Annotated in this window: 9 protein-coding genes; 1 reads left to right on the forward strand and 8 read right to left on the reverse strand. The window is 62.7% G+C overall.

Features of this window, described 5'->3' with window-relative positions:
• Window position 1: 1 nt before the first annotated feature.
• The 6 genes from CLM73_RS13240 to CLM73_RS13265 all read right to left on the reverse strand — a co-directional run bounded on the left by CLM73_RS13240 (window position 2) and on the right by CLM73_RS13265 (window position 14,664).
• Window positions 2-988, reverse strand: coding sequence for a CgeB family protein (locus tag CLM73_RS13240; protein WP_105238822.1), 987 nt, complete (start codon window positions 986-988; stop codon window positions 2-4).
• Window positions 985-2,328 carry a capsule biosynthesis protein gene (locus CLM73_RS13245; RefSeq protein ID WP_234015868.1) on the reverse strand — a complete coding sequence of 448 codons (1,344 nt, stop codon included), beginning with the start codon at window positions 2,326-2,328 and terminating at the stop codon, window positions 985-987. The genes CLM73_RS13240 and CLM73_RS13245 overlap by 4 nt, the downstream gene beginning before the upstream one ends.
• Entirely contained in the window at window positions 2,277-4,343 is a 2,067-nt protein-coding gene (locus CLM73_RS13250) for a capsular polysaccharide biosynthesis protein (protein WP_105238823.1), read from the reverse strand. The genes CLM73_RS13245 and CLM73_RS13250 overlap by 52 nt, the downstream gene beginning before the upstream one ends.
• A gap of 15 nt (window positions 4,344-4,358) precedes the next feature.
• The gene (locus CLM73_RS13255) at window positions 4,359-5,693 is read right to left on the reverse strand and encodes an aminotransferase class I/II-fold pyridoxal phosphate-dependent enzyme (RefSeq protein WP_418904940.1); all 1,335 of its coding nucleotides are present in this window, start codon (window positions 5,691-5,693) and stop codon (window positions 4,359-4,361) included.
• Window positions 5,694-5,709: 16 nt separating this feature from the next.
• A complete protein-coding gene (locus CLM73_RS13260) occupies window positions 5,710-13,329 on the reverse strand; it encodes a type I polyketide synthase (protein WP_105238825.1) in 7,620 nt (2,539 codons plus the stop codon).
• A gap of 741 nt (window positions 13,330-14,070) precedes the next feature.
• Window positions 14,071-14,664: an RBBP9/YdeN family alpha/beta hydrolase gene (locus tag CLM73_RS13265; RefSeq protein ID WP_105241507.1), complete on the reverse strand. Its 594-nt coding sequence runs from the start codon at window positions 14,662-14,664 to the stop codon at window positions 14,071-14,073.
• A gap of 267 nt (window positions 14,665-14,931) precedes the next feature.
• Between CLM73_RS13265 and CLM73_RS13270 the strand changes: the two genes are divergently transcribed.
• The gene (locus CLM73_RS13270) at window positions 14,932-16,059 is read left to right on the forward strand and encodes a branched-chain amino acid ABC transporter substrate-binding protein (protein ID WP_105238826.1); all 1,128 of its coding nucleotides are present in this window, start codon (window positions 14,932-14,934) and stop codon (window positions 16,057-16,059) included.
• Window positions 16,060-16,233: 174 nt separating this feature from the next.
• Here CLM73_RS13270 and CLM73_RS13275 read toward each other — a convergent pair whose 3' ends face one another.
• The gene (locus tag CLM73_RS13275) at window positions 16,234-17,322 is read right to left on the reverse strand and encodes a sn-glycerol-3-phosphate import ATP-binding protein UgpC (RefSeq protein ID WP_105238827.1); all 1,089 of its coding nucleotides are present in this window, start codon (window positions 17,320-17,322) and stop codon (window positions 16,234-16,236) included.
• 50 nt (window positions 17,323-17,372) lie between these two features.
• The gene (gene ugpE, locus CLM73_RS13280) at window positions 17,373-18,224 is read right to left on the reverse strand and encodes a sn-glycerol-3-phosphate ABC transporter permease UgpE (RefSeq protein ID WP_056561049.1); all 852 of its coding nucleotides are present in this window, start codon (window positions 18,222-18,224) and stop codon (window positions 17,373-17,375) included.
• Window positions 18,225-18,235: the final 11 nt, after the last annotated feature.

An 18,235-nucleotide genomic window follows, 5' to 3' on the forward strand; every position in this document is an offset into this window, starting at 1 on the left:
TTCAAAGGCCGACCGTGGTTTTAATAATTTCGAAGCGCACATCCCACGAGTGTCGTTTTTCGACTTCTTCTGCACCGGCTCTCGCACGCTCCTTATCTCTCTTGCTAGGCCCATACTGAAGAAGACGTTTAATGATTTCCTGACAGTCATCGATGTCCTGAACGATATGGCAAAAGTCCTGGAAGTATTTGCTTACGGCCAAACTGGGATTTGTTATCGCAATGCCCCCGCATGCGAGAATCTCGACAAGGCGACGGGAGTACATAGTTGGAGAGTCTTCGACGGTGTTGACGTTTAGTGAGATCAAATGCTGACGGTAGATCTCTGCTGTCGCACTGTAAGGAACAGCTGGGCTGACGATTAAACCGGTATGGGCGGGGTAGCGGTAATTTGTCGAATGACGATTAGAGTTTCGGTCATATACTGTGAGCGGCATGCCAGATTCTCTGCATGCAGTAAACATCATTTCTTGCCACGCACGCCGACGAGTATGAATGTGACGACTGTAGCTACCCACGAAATTGGCACCGCGGATCCGGAAGTCAAAGCCTCTAAAGTAATGAAATTTTCGTTCTACAGCAAACGGCAAGGTTGCTACTGTGGCCCGGCCTTTGGTCGCTGAGATGTAAAGGGGAATACAGTTCTCGTCGACGGTGAAAATATGGTCGAACAGACACGCACTGTCGATGAAACGGTCGAAGTGGACTGCATCCTCTTTGTTCCAGAACACGGTGGGAATACCCAGGTCACGGGCATAGTCCACGACCCTACGCAGTGCCGCGTTGCTTCGTTTGGGGTGGTCGGGATATGAGGCGACCTTATATTTCCAGCGATCCCGCGTACCTTGCCAGGCAGACTCAACGAAGAGAATGTCAGGCTTTCCGTAACGCAGCATCCAGCGATAGTTCCATGGGGTAATGGGTGAGATACGATAGCGTTCGTTAAAGCAGCAACTGGTCAGAGAATCGGCAATTAGAGCTATCTTCATTTCTTCTTATCTTGTGCTATTGAGTCAAATTCCATTTGAGGAATTGGCGCAGATATGTGTGCTGAATCCTTGTCCAATACGCTAGCTCGGAGCAGACGTGGTAGGCTATGACGAATAGCTTTTTCTATAGCCGAACTTGAGTAGAATCCACCATTAATTTGGGTAAGATTGATTACGGCGTTTCGAAAATTATGGAAGAGCTTTCCATCGGGCGGCAAACCTTCTTTCCAGAATGAATCGAGTGGCCCTTGAAACGTAAGGCCAACTAGGTCGTATATTGCCCAACCCAAAACTTTGGTAGGGCAGCCATGGATCAATGACGAACTACCCACCGTGCTATTGACTGTAACAACGCCCCGTGTTGCGCTTAACAATGCGGGCAGGTTACCGCTTTCAAGATAGAACACTCGATCAGAAATTCCGTAGGCCTTTGCGCTTTCACGGACATATTTTTCGTAATTGACCATTCCAGGATCAAGCGGATGAATTTTTACCGCGAGTCGACTATGTTCGGGAGCTTTTGTAGCAAACGATTCTAAGACGGTTTTAACGGCATGCGTCATGCTTTGAAATGGGGAATGGTGCAAAATTTGCGCGTCCGAATCGAGCTGGAGCGGCAAAAGGAAGAATGGATGTTTTTCAGCTTCGGCGATTAGCTTTTCTTCAATACGTCTGGACTTGCGCGCAAGGCATTTGACTCGAATTCCCCGCGACACATATCCCAAATATTCCGTCGCAGGAGCATAAGGCACATGGCTCTTCACGCCGGGATGTAATATTGGATTAAGGCCTGCCCAGAAGTTGTATCCGACATCGTAGGCAGCTCGAAGCCAGAAGGGCGCCGAGAACGCTTCGCCATTATCGTAATGCGGTAGAGTTTTGGCCTTCTGTCTATACCAATCCGGATCACGTGGCAGGGACGAATTTGCGTTGACGCCACCCTGTTGCAACGTGACCCAAAACGGCCGGAAATAGCCTTCTTCGTAGACGTGAACTTGTATATCTCGTCGTTTCGCTAGCTCAATGGCAGGTCTATGTACGGGCCGGCAATCACCGAATAGCACGATGTCGGTGATGGAGTGTTGGTCAAACTCGCACTGATAAAAGGCGTCGAGTCTGTCCATTGTTCCGCGGTAGGACACTGCATTTTCAGAACGCCAGTATAGAGTGTCTCCGACCGTAAAGTTGACTTTACGAACGTAATGGCCCGACTTGCGGAGGGCACGGCCCAGACGTCGAAAAAACGGAGAGCGAACACCCTGTAAAAACAGAAAGCGCTGCGTATAGTTCATCGCGTCACCGTGAATCCGGCGCGGATCCAAATTGCGATCTTTTTCCACTGCCTTTTCCAATGTGACTGTCGGGATGGTGCATGCACACCATAGCGCGATTGGAGCTTGCGAGCCTTAATCAGATAACGTAGTGTCGCCTCGCAGGTGGTATAACCATTTAGGCATCTATCAAAATAAATCGGGTAATGCAACAAAGCTCCCGCAACTAGATCGTCTAGCGTGAGTTTTCTTTGGCGGCGAGCGGCGGCCATTCGATCTGTGGTGAGGCCCCATCCAGCATAGAATGGCGTTCCGTACGTAGTTACGGACTTACCGCGCAGAAGCGCATCAAAGCCGCTCAAGGAGGTTATCGTATGGACCTCGTCGCATGCTTCGATGCAACTAACGATCGAAGATTTTGACTCGATGGTATTAGCAAATGCCAAAGCCGCGCTTCGGTGGAGACGACCGATGCGGTTGTTAGCCATGACATCGGGATGAGGCTTGTAGACGATGTAAGCCGCTGGAGCAGCGAGCCTTACCGCGCGCAGGAGCTGCAAGTTGGTCTGCACGTGCTGAGAACCATAGCGTACCGATGCGTCGTCCTCAACTTGGCCGGGCACCAAAATCGTATAACGATCAGGATCGCTCCACGATGGGATCTCGTCAGGTTCTACGTTGTACTTCGTGATGCCATTGGCGACGATCATTTCCCGGACTAAGCGCGATCGTTTGCGATCCTCATCGGTGAACTCCCGCACGTTCAGCATGTCTTCCAAGTCGCTGGCTTGTCTCGGGTCAAAATACAGTCCTTGACCGTCCAAGACGAGGGCGCTCGGAGGAACGAAGTCGGATCCCAGTCCCACGGAGCGCACAAAGCCATCTTCCATGCGCAGCAACTGCGCGCCACTGGCCTGCGCCAAGACTTTTACCGGCGGTGGCGCATCCGTGCCCCACACAACCAGATGATCGGCAGGCGAGGGCTTTAGCGCGGCCGCAGCGGTAGCATCTTTAACAAAATTCGGTGCCTTACCGTTGAATCGGAGAAAAGGTTCGACGTTTTCCGCTTTCCAGCGGCGGTATCCGATCGCAATGGTGCGGCCGGAATGACGGTGATGTGAGCGTCGCTGGTGCGCGAGCCATTCGATGGCATCGAAGATCGAGCCAATAAGGCCGGTGGTTGGATCGAGATAGCGGGTGTAGTGCATGTATGCCGCAGCGAACAATTCATTCACAGTACGACGTTTTGTGCGTCGCTCACATATAAGCGCGTCGTGCGTGCAACCCCAACCTGCATACCAGGGAAGCCCGAAGCAGTGGACTGGCAGACCTCGCAGCAAAGCTTCGAATCCCAAATGCGACGTGACGGTATAGACCTTGTCGACATGTTTAAGGAGGCTGGCAGGCGATATCGGATCTCGGAGCATGGTGCAACGTTCGTCGCTTGCAAGCTCTGAAAGATATCCACTTTTGGCGCCGCTGCTCACCTCAGGATGAGTTTTTATGTAGAACGTAGCCCCTGGGTTGTCTCGTCTTGCGGCCTCGACCATTTCGTTGAATGAATGGGCGTTGGCCAATCCATACTTGACGCTGGCGTCGCCGCGAGTCTGGTCGATGATCAGGATGCGCGGCCCGCTCGCACGGCCTGGGAGTGAATCGATATCTGGCGCGTGGTTGTACTTGCTGAGGCCCTCCGCCAGAATGCGCTCCAGCGCCATTGCGTGGTCGGTTCCCGGCCCTCGCAGAATGTCCGAATCGGATTCCAGTAACGCTTCTAAGTCCGAAGGTCGATCAGCTGCGTAGTAGATTCCTTGACGATCTAATACCAGCGACACTGGCGGAAAGTCTCTTCCAGGTGCATACGAGCGAAGAAAGCCGTCCTCCAGGTTTATGAATGGGACGCCAAATTGATTGGCGAGTCGGCGCGGGAGACGGGTGGAGGGTCGAAGGCCCCATCCATACAAAGCACTCAATTTGCGCACACCAAAAAAGTGGCCTACGCTCAGATGCGTCACGCGGTGCCCCAGGAACGTGTCGAGATAAGGCAGTCGAGCGAGTTGGCGGGAAAACGTGGAGAACGACATGGTGATGTGAATAATTCAGCGCAATGCGGACGACAACACCCGGATCGTTTCTTGAATTTGCGCTTCCGTATGCATACAGGAAATGAAAAACCTCAACCGCGCAGATTTCTCCGGCACCGCCGGATACAGGATCGGTTGCACGTTGATCCCTTGCTTGAACAATTCAGCAGACAATCGCGTCGCCTTCAACGAGCTCCCCGTAATCGCCGGGACCACCGCCAACCCGGTACTCGTCCCGGTATCAATCCCCGCCGCCTTCGCCTGCTCCAGAAAAAACTTCCCCCGCGCCTGCAGCGTCGCCACGCGATCCGGCAGTTCCTTCATCCGTCGCAACGCCGCCAGTGACGCCGCCGCCACCGTCGGCGGCATGCCCACGCTGTACAAAAATCCCGGCGCCAAAAACTTCAAATGCTCGACCAGCGCCGTTTCACCCGCGATATACCCGCCGCACCCAGCCAGCGTCTTGCTCAGCGTGCCCATCCAGATATCGACGTCCTTGCCGTCCATTCCGAAATGCTCACGGATGCCATAGCCGCGCGCGCCCATCACGCCAAGCGAATGCGCTTCATCCACCATCAGGAAGGCGCGATGGCGTTGTTTGACTTCGACGAAACGGGGCAGGTCCGGGTAATCCCCGTCCATGCTGTAGATGCCTTCCAGCACGATCAGCACGCGTTCGAACTGGTGCCGTTGATCCCGCAGGATGGCGTCTAGCGCTTCCCAGTCGTTGTGGCGGAAGGGCAGGCGGCGGGCGCCTGACAGCTGAATTCCTTGCAGGACGCTGTTGTGGATCAGTTCGTCGTGCAGGACAAGGTCGCGCGGGCCGAACAGGTAGCCGATCGTGGAGACGTTGGTGGCGTGGCCGCTGACGAAGGTGATCGCGTCGTCCACGCCATAAAGCGCCGCGAGTTCGGCTTCCAGTTCGCGGTGCACGGGGCGTTCACCGGAGACCAGGCGGCTGGCGGATACCGACGTGCCGTAGCGATCGATGGCGGCCTTGGCTGCGGCGATCACGTCCGGGTCGCCGGACATGTTCAGGTAGTTGTAGCTGGCGTAGTTGATGTAGCCGTTGCCATCGATCTGCGTGCGTGCGCCGGCGGTGCCTTCGTGCAGTTTGAAGAACGGGTTCTTCACGCCCAGGCGGCTGGCGCCATCGTTGATGATGCGCAGTTGCTGATAGCCGGGATGCAGGTGGAACCGATAGTGTTCCTCCGGGATCTCGGCCTTCTTCTCGGCGGGGCGCGCCAAGGCGGGCCCGCCGGGCTCGGCGGCTTGGCGCAGCTTGCGCTCCAGCGCTTGCTGGATGAGTCTGTCCTTGATGCCGGCCGCAAGGCCGGGCAGCTTCTTCACGGTGCTCACTTCAGTCCTACTGGATCATGCGTTGCTTGGAGAGGCTTGCGCCGAGTTTGATCTCGTCGACGAACTCCGTGACCGAGATGGAGGTGACCTCCGCAGCGTGGCTCGCGACCACCTGTTGCACGCTGACGGTGACGGCGTCTGCAGCGTCGGCGTCGTGTTCGTCGCGCAAGAGGAGCACGAGCTTTTCGGCGAGTTTGGCCGGGGTGGGGCTTTCGCTCAGCGCCATGACGGGCAGGCGGATGCCGAAGCGGTTCTCCAGCGCGACCACCAGTTCCACGCCCATCAGCGAATCGAGGCCCAGGTCATAGACCGACCGGGTGGCTTCGATCTTGTCGGGCGCCACGCGCAGGATTTCCCCGATCTCTGCCTTGAGCATCTCGGTGAAGCGTTCGTGCAGGGCCTCGTCGTCGAGCGTCGCGAGCAGTTGGGCGATGTCGTCTGCGCTGCCATCGTCCTCGCCCGCGTCGGCGCTGCGGCGGGCGATGTCCGAGAACTTGGGCAGGCCGGCCGAAGGAAGGAAGCGGCTCAATGCGCGCCAGTCCAGTTCCAGCACGCCCAGTCCGGATGCGTCGGACGCCAGCATGGCCTCCAGCGCGTCCAGCGCGATGTGGGAGGCGAGGGCGCCGCCGCCCATCCGGCTCTGGAGGGCGTCCTTGATTTTCTCGTTGCGGGCCAGGAAGCCGACATCGTCGATGGCGCCCCAGCGCACGCAGGTGGCGGGCAGGCCTTCGGCGCGGCGCTGGGCGGCCAGGCGTTCAAGCCAGGCGTTGGCGGCAACGTAGTTGCTCTGCCCCGGGTTGCCGAACAGGGTGGTGGCCGACGAGTAGAAGATGAACAGGTCCAGCGGCAGGTCACGCGTGAGTTCGTGCAGGTGCTGCGCGCCCAGCACTTTGGCGGCCAGGGTGCGTTGAATCTGTTCGGGCCTGGCGCTGCGGGCGAGGCCGTCGTCGATGACCACCGCGGCGTGGACCACGCCCTTGAGCGGCGGAAGCGTGGCCGCGGCTTGCTGCAACAGGCTGGCCAGCGCGGCCCGGTCGGTGACGTCGCAGGCGGCGGCATGGACGCGTACGCCCTGGGCTTCGAACGCGGCGATGGCCGCCTGGGCGGTTTCGCTGGCGGGGCCGCTACGGCTGATCAGGACAAGGTTGCGCGCGCCGCGCTCGGCCAGCCACTGCGCGGTTCGCAAGCCGAAGCCGCCCAATCCGCCCGTGACGAGATACGTGGCGTCGGCCGGCAGTGCCAGGCGGTCGGTGGCCGGCGCAGCGGGATGATGCACGCCGCTGATGCCGTTGCGGTAGGTGACGACGATCTTGCCGATCTGTCTCGCCTGCTGCATGTAGCGGAAGGCGTCGACGATGTCGTTGGCGTCGAAGACGGTGTAGGGCAGCGGGTGCAGCGCGCCCTGGCGGAACAGGGCCATCATCTCGCCGAACAGGCGCTGCGTGAGGTCGGGCCGCTCGTTCATCAGCTGGTCGGCGTCGATGCCGAAGTAGCTGATGTTGTTGCGGAACGGACGCAGCCCGATGCGCGTGTTCTCGTAGAAATCGCGTTTGCCCAGTTCAAGGAAGCGGCCAAACGGCTTGAGCACGCGCAGGTTGCGGTTGATGGCTTCGCCGGCCAGGGAGTTCAGGACGACATCCACGCCGCGTCCGCCGGTGTCGGCCAGGATCTCGTCGGCGTAGGACAGAGAGCGCGAATCGTAGATGTGACGCACGCCCAGCAGACGCAGGAGGTCGCGTTTCTCGTCGGACCCGGCGGTGGCGTAGATCTCGGCGCCCAGGCACTGGGCGAACTGGATGGCCGCGATGCCGACGCCGCCCGCGGCGCCGTGAATCAGGATCTTCTCGCCTTCTTCGAGGCGCGCCAGGTGGTGCAGCGCGTAGTAGACGGTAAAGAAGGTGCTGGGAATGGTGGCGGCGGCTTCGAACGAGAAGCCGTCGGGAATGTGCGAGATGGCGCTGGGACGGGTCAGCACGCGGTCGCCAAAGCTGGCGGGTCCGAAGCCCACGACAGCGTCGCCGACGCTATAGCCGGCAGCATCGGGTCCGACGCGGGTAACCGTACCGGAGAATTCGAGGCCCAGGGTAGGACCGGCAAAGCCGTTCTCGATGGCTTCGTCGGACAGCAGGCCCAGCGCGTACATGACGTCGCGGAAGTTCAGGCCGGTGGCTTCGATGCGTACTTCGAGCTCGTCGCCGGCCGGGGCCGGCGCGGGGCACGATTCCCAGCGCAGGTTGCGCAACTGACCCGGGAACTCGAAACCCAGGCGCACGGCTTGCGCGGTGGCGTCTTGCGCCGTTTGCGGAACCGGACGCGCGGCGAGTCGCAGCCGCGGCACATAGCGTTCGCCGTCCGGCGCGAGGAGGATTTCGTCCTCATCGTCCGGGGACGTCAATTCCCGCGCCAGGGCGTCGGCCATGTGGCCGGCCTGGGCCAGCGGCACGTCGACCATGCGGATGCGGTAGTTCGACGCTTCGTTGGCCAGCGTGCGGCCGTAGCCCCACAGCGATGCGTCGTTCAGGGCGTGCATGCCGGCAGCTTGCGGCGCTTGGCGCAGGTACTGCGCGGCATCCGCCGTGATAAGCCAGACCGTGGCTTGCACCTGGGCGCGTTCGCACGCCTGGATGGTGGCAGCCGCCATCGCGCAGCGGCGCGTCTGCTTGGCAAGTAGCTCGTCCGGCGTTTCGTGCGCATCTGCCCAGGCCAGGCCGGCCAGGTGCACGATGTGCGCCACCGGCGCCGACGCGTCGCCCGCAAGCAGGGCGTCGAGGGCATCAGGCGCGGCGTCGGTCACGAGGCGGACCTGATGGCCGGCAGCGTTCAGGCTGGCTTCCAGGGATTGCGCCAGGAAGGCGCCATGCTCGGGATTCCGGTCGGCAAGAATCAACCACCGCGCCGGCGTGGTGGCCGCAGGTTGCGCCGGTGCGGCGGCCTGGGGGGCATCGAGGCGGGCGGTCAGCAGGTAGGCGCCGGTCGCGAGCGATTCCGTGAACCCCAGCGGCGCATCGCATTGCAGGCCAAGCGCCTGCAGCTCTTCCTGCCAGAAGCGGGCGGGTTGCTGCGTGGAAAGCTGTTCGCCCTGTTCGCTGGCCTGCCACCACTGGGGGTGGCCGCCGAAAACGAAGTCTGCCCACGTGGCAGGATGGGCGCCGCAGAACAGCAGCTCGCCGCCCGCCCGCAAGCTGGCGCGGGCGTGCTTGAGCGCGGCGCGGGCCGCTTCCAGCGTGTCGAAGTCGCAGTGGAAGATGACAAGGTCGCAACGCGCGACGGCGGCATCGCCGTCCTTGGCGATGCGCTCGGTGCGGGCGTTGGGATAGCGCTCGGATTGCTGGTGGCCGACGTGGTCCAGCAGGTCGGCATCGGTCGATGCGAAGCAGAAATCGGCCACATTGAAGTCGAGCGCGTCGCAGCAGCTGAAGCTGAACAGCGGCGCAGCCTGGCCGACCTCCATGACGGCCAGGCGCTGGCCGGGCAGGCGGGCCGCCAACGCCTGTTCGAGCACGGCGCGCAGCGCCAGTCCCAGGCGTTGACCGCTGGCGGCTCCCAGCACGCTGCGCAGGATGGTGGCAGGGGTAGTGGCGCGGGGGCAGATTTGATCGACAGCCGCTTCGCCACGCAGCAGGGCGGGCAGGTGCAAGCCGACGCGTCCGACCGCGTGGACGATTTGCGCGTAGTCAGGATATTCGCGCAGCAGCGTGTTCCAGATGTCGGAGGCGCCACCTTCGCCGCCGTCATCGGCAGGCAGGTCGATGCCCGACGTCCGCACGTCGACGTGGCCAGCCGACGTCAGCCGGCCGATGACGTTCTGCAGCAGCGGCGCGGATTCCGGCGTGTGACGGCCCAGCTCGGTGATCAGCGCCTGCGGCACATGCTTGCCGTCAGGGGCGATGACGCGCAGCGCGTCCACTGCGAAGCTGTCGCACAGGCTTTCCAGCAGCGGATCGACTTCGTCCGCGTAGCGCGCATGCGCGCCGCCAGCCATGCATTCGGCAACGGCGCCCGCGAGCGCGGCGCGCAGGCCTTCGTGGCTGACCGGATTGGCGCCGAACGGGTCGTGCGGGCGCGGAATGGCGACGGTGTCGAGGAAGCTCAGGTGGTCGGCTGCCGCCTTGCGCAGGCGGATGCTGCGGAAACGCGCTTGCTCGACGGCGGCGATCTGCACGCCTTCGGCGTTGTAGATCTCGAAACTCGCGGTGAGCGAATGCGGGGCGCGGCGTTCCAGCCGCACGCGCGCGGCGGCGGGCTGACCGGCGTTGGCACGCAGGCTCAGACGGCCGATCTTGGACGGTACGTAGGCGATGCCCAGGCCCATCGCGGGGTCGTTCCTGAGCAGTTGGATGATGAGCTGGAAGGTGCAGTCCAGCAGGGCCGGGTGCAGGTGCGTGGCGTGCAATTCCGCAGCCAGGGAGGCGTCGGCTTCAAGCACGGCGAGCGCGCTGGTTTCGGATTCGATCCAGCCGTGGCTGACGGCGCGGAACGCAGGCCCGTAGTCCAGCCCCACCGCGCGAGTCAGCGCGGTGTGGCTGTCGCCGGTGAAGTCGGGAGCGCGCTCGGGCAGCGTCAACTCGGGCTGTGTCAGTCGCGTCAGGCGAGGCTCACGCAGCAGGCGGCCGCTGGCGTGCCTGACCCACGGTTCCGTGCTGCCGGTGTCTTTGGCGTTGATGCGGAAACGGCCGTCGCTGTCATCGAGATGCAGCCGAAGCAATTTGCTGGGCGCGGCGTTGAGCAGCAGCGGGGCGTGGATTTCCAGGTCTTCGAGTTCGGCGCAGTCTGCGCTGCCGGCTTGCCACCGCAGCGCGGCGGCAAGGGCGATTTCCGCAAAGCCGGTGCCGGGGAAGACCACGGCGTCGCCGACGACGTGGTCAGCCAGCACGGGGTGGGATTGCGTGTCGAGCTGGTTTTCCCAGCTGTGCTCATGCTGCGGCATGGCGTAGCCCAGCAGCGGGTGCGCCAGGCGTCGCGTGAGCTGGCCCAGCGATTCCGAGGTGACCGGGTGCCAGTGGCGCTCGCGTTGCCAGGGATAGGTCGGCAGGTCCACGAACGGGCCAACCCATGGGAAGAGCGAGGGCAGGTCCAGTTGGCCGCCGCTGACGATGACTTGGCCGGCGGCGTTCCAGATCTTTTCCGGATCGTCGCCGCCGCGCGTGGCGGTGCTGAGGACACGGCCTTGCATGTCGGCAGTCTTGAGCGTGTCGTTCAGGTAGGACCGCAGCACCGGGTGCGGGCCGACTTCGACGTAGACGTTGCGGCCTTCGGCGGCCAGGACATTCGCGGCTTGCTCGAAGCGCACGGCCTCGCGCACGTTGCGCCACCAGTAGCCAGCGTTGAGCTCTGCGCCGTCCAGCAGCGTGCCGGTAACGGTGGAATAAAAGGGCACTTCGCCCGCACGCGGCTGAATGTTCGCCAGCGATTCGCGGATGCCGGCTTCGATGCTGTCCATGGCCGGGCTGTGAAAGGCGTAGTCCAGGTCCAGGCGGCGATGGAACAGGGATTGCGCGGCCAGCGCGGCCTCCAGGACGCCAAGCGCATCCGGCGAACCGGCCAAGGTGGCGCCGCGGCTGCTGTTGAAGCCGGCGACGCAGACGCTTGCGCTCAGGTTGTGCTGGGCGATCAGCGCCAGGGCTTCCTCGCCGCTGATGCCCACGGCCGTCATGCGGCCGAGACCTCGGGTCTGGCCTTGCAGGCGGCTGCGCTGGAAGATGACGTGGACGGCGTCGGCCAGGGTCAGCGCGCCACACGCCCACGCGGCGGCGACTTCGCCGACGCTATGGCCGATGACGGCGCACGGCACGACGCCGCGCTGCGCCAGCATGCGGGTGATGCCCACCTGAAGCGCGAACAAGGCGGGTTGGGCGACTTCGGTGCGTTCGTAACGGTTGGCGCCGTTCTCGCCGGCCAGTTCCTGGCGCAGGGAGAAATCGGCGTATGCGGAGAAGAGCGCGTCCACTTCGTCGACGGCGGTGGCGAATACGGGATCGGCCAGCAGGCGACGCCCCATGTTGGTCCATTGCGAACCGTTGCCGGAATACACCAGCACCGGGCCGCTGGCCTCGGGCACGACACTCCCGGCAACGACGTTGGCGTTGGCCTCTCCGCTTTCCGCGAACTGCTGAAGCACGTCAGCCACGGCGTTGCACTGCGTGCCAAACACCACGGCGCGCTCGTTGTGCCAGTCGCGGCGCATGGCGGCGTGGTAGGCCGCGTTGTAAAGGAACTTGGCTGGCTGGCCGCGCAGGGCCTCGGCCATCTCGCCAGCTGCGGCCCGCAGCGCCTGGACTGATTTGCCCGACACCACGACCGGGATTGGGGCAGTCTTGGCCATCTTCCCTTCGGCGGTCGCGCCGCGCGGCGGGGCGCTTTCCAGGATCACGTGGGCATTGGCGCCGCCAAAGCCGAACGAGTTCACGCCTACGATCAGTTTGCCGGCAGGCCGCAGCTTGCGGTTCTGGGTGACGACGTCCAGGTTCCAGTCCTGGAACTGGATTCTTGGATTGAGCGTCTTGATGCCGATGGTGGCGGGCACCTCGCGGTGGCGCAGCACATACAGCGCCTTGACCAGCCCGGCGACGCCGGATGCGGCCTCCAGGTGGCCGAGATTGCTTTTCACCGAGCCGATGGGCAGCGGCGCGTCCTTGCTCCGTTGCTGGGCCAGCGCCAATCCGATGGCGCGGGTTTCGATCGGGTCACCGACCGCGGTGCCGGTGCCGTGGGCTTCCAGGTAGTCGATCTCGGCAGGCGAGATGCCGGCCTGCTCATAAGCCTGGCGCATCAGGGCGGCTTGCGCGTCGGCGCTGGGGACGGTCAGGCCGGATTTGCGGCCATCGGTATTGACGGCCGTTCCCGCAACTACCGCCAGGATGTTGTCGCCGTCGGCGATGGCCTGGTCGTAATCCTTGAGCAGAAACAGGCCGCCGCCTTCGGAGCGGACATAACCGTCGCCCGAGGCGTCAAAGACGTTGCAGCGGCCGCGCGGGGACAGCATGGACGCCTTGGAGAACGTAATGAACCCGTACGGATGCAGGTGCAGGCTGACGCCACCGGCCAGCGCCTGGCTGCATTCGCCCGATTGGATGGCACGGCATGCCTGGTGAAAGGCCACCAGCGACGACGAACATGCGGTGTCCATCGCGATGCTGGGGCCGCGCAGGTCCAGGAAGTACGACAGGCGGTTGGCGGCGATGCTGGCGGTGTTGCCGGTGGCCATGGAGGCGTCGACGGCGCCCAGATCCTCGGCAATGCGGTAGGCGTAGTCGGCGCTGGCAATGCCGATGTAGACGCCACAGTCGGAACCGCGCAGCGTCGATGCGGGCACGCCGGCGTTCTCCAACGCTTCCCAGCTCATTTCAAGCAGCAGGCGCTGCTGCGGATCCATGAGCGCGGCCTCGCGCGGAGAAATGCCGAAGAATCCGGCGTCGAACCCCGAAACGTCTCCGATGGAGCCGGCGGCAAAGGTATAGGCCGTGCCGGGGTGTTCCTTCGCGGGATGCAGGTAGGCATCCGCTGACCAGCGATCCTCATCGACTCGGGTAACCAGGTCGCGGCCTTCCAGCAGAGCAGGCCAATAACTGTCATTGGTGGTGCTGGGGAATCGGAACGACAGTCCGATAATGGCAACGCGCTTACGCATGCGGAGTCCTTCTGGGCCGACCGGAAGGCGGCGGGTGTTGAGCTGAATGCGATGGGTGTGAAGCCCGATTCAGCATGCTGAATCAAACTTATGACCGGCGTGGCCGCCGTACACGATCAGGAGAATGGGATGGCCCGGGCCGGGAGTTCAGGCGCGGGCAGTGGATCCCAGGATGAGCGGACGGTTCCGGCCCGCGTGGGGAGGCAGGGTGGCGATGCTTGCGCGCGCTCGGCACAGATGTCGTCCGAGCGTAATGAGATTGCTCTGCATTTTCGTTTTTTGTGGCGGCCTTGCCGGTATCGCGACCACGCCCTCCGCTCTTCGATCAAAATGTAAGCGGGGTGGGGGCGTCGCAGCCGCCGTAACATTTAGATAAGACGCCCATTTTACTATATGTGTCGGATTTGTCCGAACCAGCGCCTGCACGTCCACATTGCCCGCGGCAGCATTAATTCGAAACCGCGCTTTTACTGTGCGGTAAATCGACGCGCGGCAGCTTAACAATTAGTTGTAACGAGTTTTGCTCGAAATCGATCAAAACGATTCAGAAATAAGCCGTGATGACAATTGGTTGCGCGCAACGCGTGATTGAATCGCTTTATTAACCTGTGAAGCGCCACGTCGCATTGCGTGACTATTTATTACTAGACACCACTTTATGCGTCGAAATCAGAGCGGCGGTGCATCCCCGCCACGTCCTGAGGGCGCGCGAAGGCGGTCGCGCCACCCGTGGCAAACGGCTTACAAGTCGTACGCCGGAATGGGCGGAATGCGCTTAGCCGGCGGCGGAATGCGCCACGATGCTCGGCGGCGTAGCGCGCCCAGCAGTTTCAGCCCCTGCGGCCAGTCGGCCAGGCCGCTGTCCGCATTGATATGGCCGGCGCCGGGCAGGACCACGACGCGGCTGCCCCAGTCCGCCGCGAAGACGCGCGCGCGTTCCAGCGCGCAATAGGGATCATTGTCGCTGGCGACAACGACGCTCTGGAAAGGCAGCGGCTGGCGCGGGATGGGCGCGAAGCCGCGCAGGCAGTCGGGCATATCGGCGCGTTCGACGTCGGCGGGCGCGACCAGCAGCGCGCCGGCGACCTTGGCGCGCAAGGGGACCGGGAGGGCGGCGCTGATCAGGCAGCCGAGGCTGTGCGCGACAAGCAGGACCGGGCTGCGAGCGTCGTCGACCTCGGCCGTCAGGCGGGATATCCAATCGGCCGCGCAGGGGTTTTCCCAGTCGTGCTGCTCGATGCGCCGGGCGTTGGGCAACAGGGCCTGCCACCGGGACTGCCAGTGGTCGGGGCCGGAGTTTTTCCAGCCCGGGACGATAATCGGTTGGAGTCTCATGCGGCACATGATGCCGCCGCCGTTTAGTAACTCAAACGAATTAATGGTCTTTTGCATATACGGCGTTCGGAATAAGGCGGGGTGCCTTGAGCGATGCGGCAGTGCATCACAAAACCCCGGAAAACCCTGCGCCAACGCGCCCAAAATCCGAGATATTTCAGTGTATGCTTGCCGGGCAAATGCACCGCCAACGGGCGTGACATCTACGTTTCCGGCCGTCAGCCCGTTGACGGATCAACGATTAAAAGTCATTCGAGGAGTCCACTCATGAAGCCAGTTTTCCGTCTGACCCCGGTCATTGCAGCGCTGGGCGTCGCCGCTGGTTTGACGTTTGGCGCGGCCGCGCACGCGCAGACGATCAAGATCGGCGTTGTCGGCCCCACCACCGGCGCGGTCACGCAGTATGGCGATATGGTCCGTGAAGGGGTCGATACCGCAGTCGAGCGCATCAACGCCGCCGGCGGCATCAATGGCAAGAAGCTGGAAACCGTGGTCATCGACGACGGCTGCGAACCCAAGCAGGGTCCCAACGCCGCCAACCGCGTCGTCAACAGCAAGATCGGTTTCGTCGTGGGCCACGTGTGCTCGGGCGCCACCATCGCCGCCGCCGACATCTACAACAACGAAGGCGTGGTCATGGTCACGCCTTCGGCCACGTCGCCGGCCCTGACCGACGGCAAGAACTACGAGTTCATCTTCCGCACCATCGGCCGTGACGACCAGCAAGGTCCCGCCGCCGCCAAGTTCATCGTCGACAAGATCAAGCCGAAGAAGGTCGCCGTGCTGCACGACAAGCAGTCGTACGGCCAGGGCATCGCCACCGCGGTCAAGAACGACCTGGAGAAGGGCGGCGTGGCCGTGGCCGTGTTCGAAGGCATCAACGCCGGCGACAGCGACTACTCGGCGGTCATCACCAAGCTCAAGAGCCAAGGCGTGGACTTCGTCTACTACGGCGGCTACCACCCCGAAATGGGCCTGCTGCTGCGCCAGGCGGCCGAGCAGGGCGTGAAGGCCAAGTGGATGGGTCCGGAAGGCACCGGCAACCCGGACATCAACGCCATTGCGGGCGACGCCGTCGAAGGCATGCTGCTGACGCTGCCGGCCGACTTCACGCAGAACGCCGCCAACGCCGACATCGTCAAGGCGTTCGAGGCCAAGAAGCGCAACGCCAGCGGCGCGTTCCAGATGACCGCCTACGCGGCCACGCAGGTCATCGCGGACGGCATCAAGGGCGCGGGCTCTGACGATCCCACCAAGGTCGCCAAGTACCTGCACGCCAATTCCTTCGACACGCCGATCGGCAAGGTGTCGTGGAACAAGCAGGGCGACCTGACGAACTTCCAGTTCGACGTGTTCACTTGGCACAAGGACGGCTCCAAGACCGTCTACAAGTAAAACGTAGCGCGGTGGGCCGCCACAGGCTCGCCGCACGCGAACGGCGCGTGTCGGGTGCGGGGCCCATCAGGTCCCACGCATCAGGCGCCAAAAAAGAACCGGGCCGCAAGCTGATCGCTTGCGGCCCGGTTTGTTTTTGCGCTTGGTGGGGGCAGGGGGCTGACGCCCCGCCTATTACAGACCCTGGACGCGGCGGCCGGTGTCGGCCTCGAACCAGTGCAGGGGATGGCGGCCGTCCGGCCCCACGTTGACCTGCATGCCGACCTTGGCCGACGACTCGGAAAGCTGGCGCGTCGTGCAGCGCACGACCAGCGTGCTCTTGCCGCAGCGGCAGTGCACGAGCTGTTCCGAGCCCAGGGTTTCAACCATTTCGACTTCGGCCGGAATGCCCTGGGTGTTCAGCAGCATGTGCTCGGGGCGCATGCCCATGATGATCTTGCGGCCGCGCACCTGCGACGGCACCTGCAGCGGCGAGATCTCAAGGTGGTTGCCGTCAGCGGTCTGCACCGTGCCGTCGCCCGCCACCTGGACTTCCATCAGGTTCATCGGGGGCGAGCCGATGAAGCCGGCCACGAACGTCGAGGCGGGCTTTTCAAACACTTCCATCGGGGTGCCGATCTGTTCGGGAACGCCCTGGTACATGACGATCATGCGGTGCGCCAGCGTCATGGCCTCGACCTGATCGTGCGTCACGTACAGGCTGGTGGTGCCCAGGCGGCGATGCAGCTTCATGATTTCCAGGCGCATCGCCACGCGCAGCTTGGCATCCAGGTTGGACAGCGGCTCGTCGAACAAAAACACCTTGGGTTCGCGCACGATGGCGCGGCCCATCGCGACGCGCTGGCGCTGGCCGCCCGAAAGCGCGCGCGGACGGCGGTCGAGCAGGTGGCCCAGTTCCAGGATCTGCGCGGCAATGTCGACGCGCTTCTTGATCTCGTCCTTGGAGAACTTGCGGATCTTCAAGCCATAGGCCATGTTCTCGAACACGGTCATGTGCGGGTAGAGCGCGTAGTTCTGGAACACCATGGCGATGTCGCGCTCGGCGGGTTCCAGGGTGTTGACGACCTTGTCGTCGATGACGATGTCGCCGCTGGTCACGGTTTCCAGGCCGGCGACCATGCGCATCAGCGTGGACTTGCCGCAGCCCGAGGGGCCGACGATGACGATGAATTCACCGTCCTTGACGTCCATGTCGATGCCATGGATGACCGGCACGTTGCCGGCATAGGTTTTCTTGACGTTACGGAAGCTGAGAGTAGCCATGAGTTATTCGTGTTCAGAGTCGTGTTCGGATGGGCGCGGGCGGGGTGGAATCACTTTTCAGTGTCGACCAGACCCTTGACGAACCATTTCTGCATCAGGATGACGACCAGCGCCGGCGGGATCATCGCGAGCATGGCGGTGGCCATGGTGATGTTCCATTCGGTCACGCTGTCGCCGCCGCTGATCATCCGCTTGATGCCGATGACGACGGGGTACATGTCTTCCTGCGTGGTGACGAGCAGCGGCCACAGGTATTGGTTCCAGCCGTAGATGAACTGGATCACGAACAGCGCGGCGATGCTGGTCTTGGACAAGGGCAGCAGCACGTCGCGGAAGAAGCGCACGGGGCCCGCGCCGTCGATGCGCGCGGCCTCGATCAGCTCGTCCGGCACCGTCAGGAAGAACTGGCGGAACAGGAACGTGGCCGTGGCGGATGCGATCAGCGGCAGGGTCAGGCCCGCGTAGCTGTTGAGCAGGCCCAGATCGGCCACGACCTTGTAGGTGGGCGCGATGCGGACTTCGACCGGCAGCATGAGCGTGACGAAGATCATCCAGAAAAAGAACATGCGGCCCGGAAAGCGGAAGTACACAACCGCAAAAGCCGACAGCAGCGAGATCGCGATCTTGCCGATCGAGATCGCCAGCGCCATGATCAGGCTGACGTACATCATGCGGCCGACGGGCGCGCCCGACGAACCGCCCGACGATCCGCCGAAAAGGGCCTGCATGTAGTTGTCCACGAAATGCGGACCGGGAATCAGGGACATCGGCGCCTGAGCGACTTCCTGCGCGGTCTGAGTGGACGCGACGAAAGTGACGTAGAGCGGAAATGCCACCATCGCCACGCCGCAGAGCAGAATGACGTGGGCCAGAATATCCAGCCAGGGACGGCGTTCAACCATTGTTATCAGCC

It is taken from the genome of Achromobacter spanius (genome assembly GCF_002966795.1).
Lineage (GTDB): Bacteria > Pseudomonadota > Gammaproteobacteria > Burkholderiales > Burkholderiaceae_B > Achromobacter > Achromobacter spanius_D.